Annotated in this window: 5 protein-coding genes; 4 read left to right on the forward strand and 1 reads right to left on the reverse strand. The window is 50.3% G+C overall.

Features of this window, described 5'->3' with window-relative positions; all coding sequences use genetic code 11:
- Nucleotides 1-10: 10 nt before the first annotated feature.
- Together B9Z54_RS00790 and B9Z54_RS00795 are read left to right on the forward strand one after the other, a co-directional pair.
- Nucleotides 11-844, forward strand: a complete 834-nt coding sequence (locus B9Z54_RS00790; RefSeq protein WP_240189749.1) for an alpha/beta fold hydrolase — start codon at nt 11-13, stop codon at nt 842-844.
- Nucleotides 844-1,383, forward strand: a complete 540-nt coding sequence (locus B9Z54_RS00795) for a hypothetical protein (RefSeq protein ID WP_113926644.1) — start codon at nt 844-846, stop codon at nt 1,381-1,383. The genes B9Z54_RS00790 and B9Z54_RS00795 overlap by 1 nt, the downstream gene beginning before the upstream one ends.
- Before the next feature lie 33 nt (nt 1,384-1,416).
- Here the strand turns inward: B9Z54_RS00795 and B9Z54_RS00800 are convergent, their stop codons facing one another.
- On the reverse strand, nt 1,417-1,680 hold the full coding sequence (locus B9Z54_RS00800; RefSeq protein WP_113926645.1) for an excalibur calcium-binding domain-containing protein: 264 nt from the start codon (nt 1,678-1,680) through the stop codon (nt 1,417-1,419).
- A gap of 505 nt (nt 1,681-2,185) precedes the next feature.
- Here B9Z54_RS00800 and B9Z54_RS00805 point away from each other — a divergent pair.
- Together B9Z54_RS00805 and B9Z54_RS00810 are read left to right on the forward strand one after the other, a co-directional pair.
- Nucleotides 2,186-2,401: a hypothetical protein gene (locus tag B9Z54_RS00805; RefSeq protein ID WP_113926646.1), complete on the forward strand. Its 216-nt coding sequence runs from the start codon at nt 2,186-2,188 to the stop codon at nt 2,399-2,401.
- An 89-nt stretch (nt 2,402-2,490) separates the two neighbouring features.
- Nucleotides 2,491-2,736: helix-turn-helix transcriptional regulator (locus B9Z54_RS00810; RefSeq protein ID WP_162785035.1), on the forward strand; the 246-nt coding region annotated here is incomplete at its 3' end.

The following is a 2,736-nucleotide window of genomic DNA, read 5'->3' on the forward strand; positions in this document are numbered from 1 at the left end:
TGCAGAAGTGATGGGAAGCGGGACACCCGTTATATTTTTACCGGCTGGAGGATTCACCGGAGAAGAAGGCCGTTCACTCGCTGAGGTGCTATGCGACGACTTCGAGGTGCATTTGCTGGATTTGCCAGGGTTCGGGCGAAGTGAAGGGATTAAGCAGGCCGTGACGTCCGAACAGTTGGCGGATTGGGTCAACGACTACGTCGTCACACATCGACTCGGACCCGTCCATGTGATCGCGCATTCACTTGGAGGTGCGATCGCTCTCGCTTTCGCCACGCATTATCCCGAGCACGTGGAGCGGCTCGTCTTGCTCGACCAAGGGCATAAGACGTTCCCGCGCGTTCCGTTGAGAGAGTATGGGGTGTTCGGCTTGGCCGTCCCGCTCTTGAGCGGACTCTATCATCTTCTCGGACCGAGGCTCGTTCAGAAACTGGGGACGAAAGTCATTTCGGACAACGTGTCATCCCCTATTACAGAGGCGCAATTTCAGACATTTTGTGCGCAGACAGGTCTTCTTGGACGAGACGAAATCCGACGTGCGTTGGACGCCCCGGCTAAGCTCGGGCGAGGCGGATTGAATCTGTTGTTCGGCTTTTATCAGCTTGACATGCCGCAGCTCATGCGTTCACTGCAAGTCCCGACCTTGCTCTTCTATGGCGATTTTTTCGGACTAGACAACAAAGAAGCCCAATTTACGAAGTCAGCCATTATGGACCTGCAACGACATGAGCTGCCGATCACTTACATAAGAATGACAGGCGGCCACTTCGTCCATTGGAATCCTGCGTTCCCGATCGAACAAGTGCGACAGTTCTTACAAACTGAGAAAGCGAGCGGTCTCTGATGAACCGTCAGCAAAAGATTGTCCTCATTCTCGTGTTCATGTTGTTGGTATCATCCGGAGTTGCCTGGGCATTTGATTCGACGAAGCAGCTACAGCTGCCCGAAGGAGCGGAACCGATTCTCACCTACCCCCTCGATGACCGTGACATGAGTCTTCGCTTTTTCATGAACAGTTACATCGTCGAGGAATGGAGTGAAGAACCGGTGGCGCAAGGCATAGGACTTGAACTTACTGTCGACGACCGGGTTCAGTCGATTACATCTGAATCGCTGTCCGAGGAAGGTCTCACGTGGTCGACTTTCGACCAATCGTGCGGAGATACGTCAGCATGTGCCCCATACGACATCCTTTACGGGATGAACCACGGCGAGACGAGCCGGGTCGTCGTCGAGTTGAACGGGGAACGGTTCGAACCGGAGCTGTTGAAGACGAAGGCCGGGAATGATGTCTGGTTCGTGCTCGTCGACCAAATCGAGTCGATTGAGTCGATCACTGGCTACGATACTGAAGGGGATATATCGTACCGCTTTAATGACTAAAAAAGAGACGGAGGACCGCTGTCCTCTCATCTCTTAGCGTTCGCAGGCGATAAAGTCTTTGTCGCGGTCTTTCGATTTGTTTGCTTCATACAGCGTGGCGCTGACATACGGCTTGTACTTCGTCTTGCCGCCTTTGTTTTTCGTCGTCTTCGTCTTGGCGACCCCGCCCTTGTACGTCTTATTCAGTTCTGTGCAATTCTTAAATTTTTTAGGTGCGGCGTCCACGGTTTCTGACGGCGCGACACTGAGCGTGAACAACGCGATGCCGGCGATGGTCGCGCGAAGTAGTTTCTTCATGATTGTTTCCTCCTTGATCACAAACGATATGCGTTACCATTCTCGTTCATTATAGGAGGGATTAGGATAACTAACCTGATTTATAAAATGTTCAAATGAAAGGACCATCACATTGACCTTATCACCGTTTCATATCGACAATAATAATGAACAACTTTATCAAGGGAATTTGCTTGTCTCGGAACACGAGATAGTTGAACCGCTTACTTTGGAGTTCATCGAACGGTTGGTGTTTGGTCCTGAGGCCATCAAGTGTTTGATCACCCGACACCATTCTTCGCGGCGGATCCAGTTAGAAGAACAGCCACTCGACCAACTACAGACATTGTGGGACAAGACATTCAAACACCAGATCACCTTTGATCATGCGTTTTCTCTTGACGACTTTCCGAACGGATCTTGTTGGACGATACGCGTCTGGCAAGGACACGACTGTTGGTATCTCGTCTTTACCGAGCATCACTGATTTCATTGTTAACAAACCAGCAAAGAAAGGGAATTAGTTATGGACTTACTTATATTGATGCAGGACCGGGCCCTCCCGCTACTGTTGCTCGCACTGTTTCTCATGCTGAACGTGGTGTTTGTCATCGGGATTTGGAAACGACGTCTTCACTTCTCCAAAGCATTTCTCGTGTTCGCGAGCTCGCTTGCATTCCTCTTCATGACGTCGTCGGTCATCCTGATCCTGTTCACGGTGTTCATCGGCTACAACCAGTGATGTCTGCTATCCGATGACATCCGTCTCAAAATCATCGAGTCGCCTTACGATGTTCGAAGTATGATGAATGCAGAAAGGAGGGAATGCAGATGCTTGAATCATTGAACCGATTGATGGACCACATCGATCAACATTTAACAGAAGACATCACGAGTCAGGACATCACCCGCATCGTCGGGGTATCCGACTATCATTTTCGACGCATGTTTTCGTACATGGCCGGGATGACGCTCAATGAATACATCCGAAATCGTCGATTATCCGAAGCGAATAAGGACTTGATTCATGGCAAATCGGTCACGGACGTGGCCTATATGTACGGATACCAATCCGTC

It is taken from the genome of Bacillus sp. P14.5 (assembly GCF_003316765.1).
Taxonomy (GTDB): Bacteria; Bacillota; Bacilli; order Bacillales; family Bacillaceae_B; genus Rossellomorea.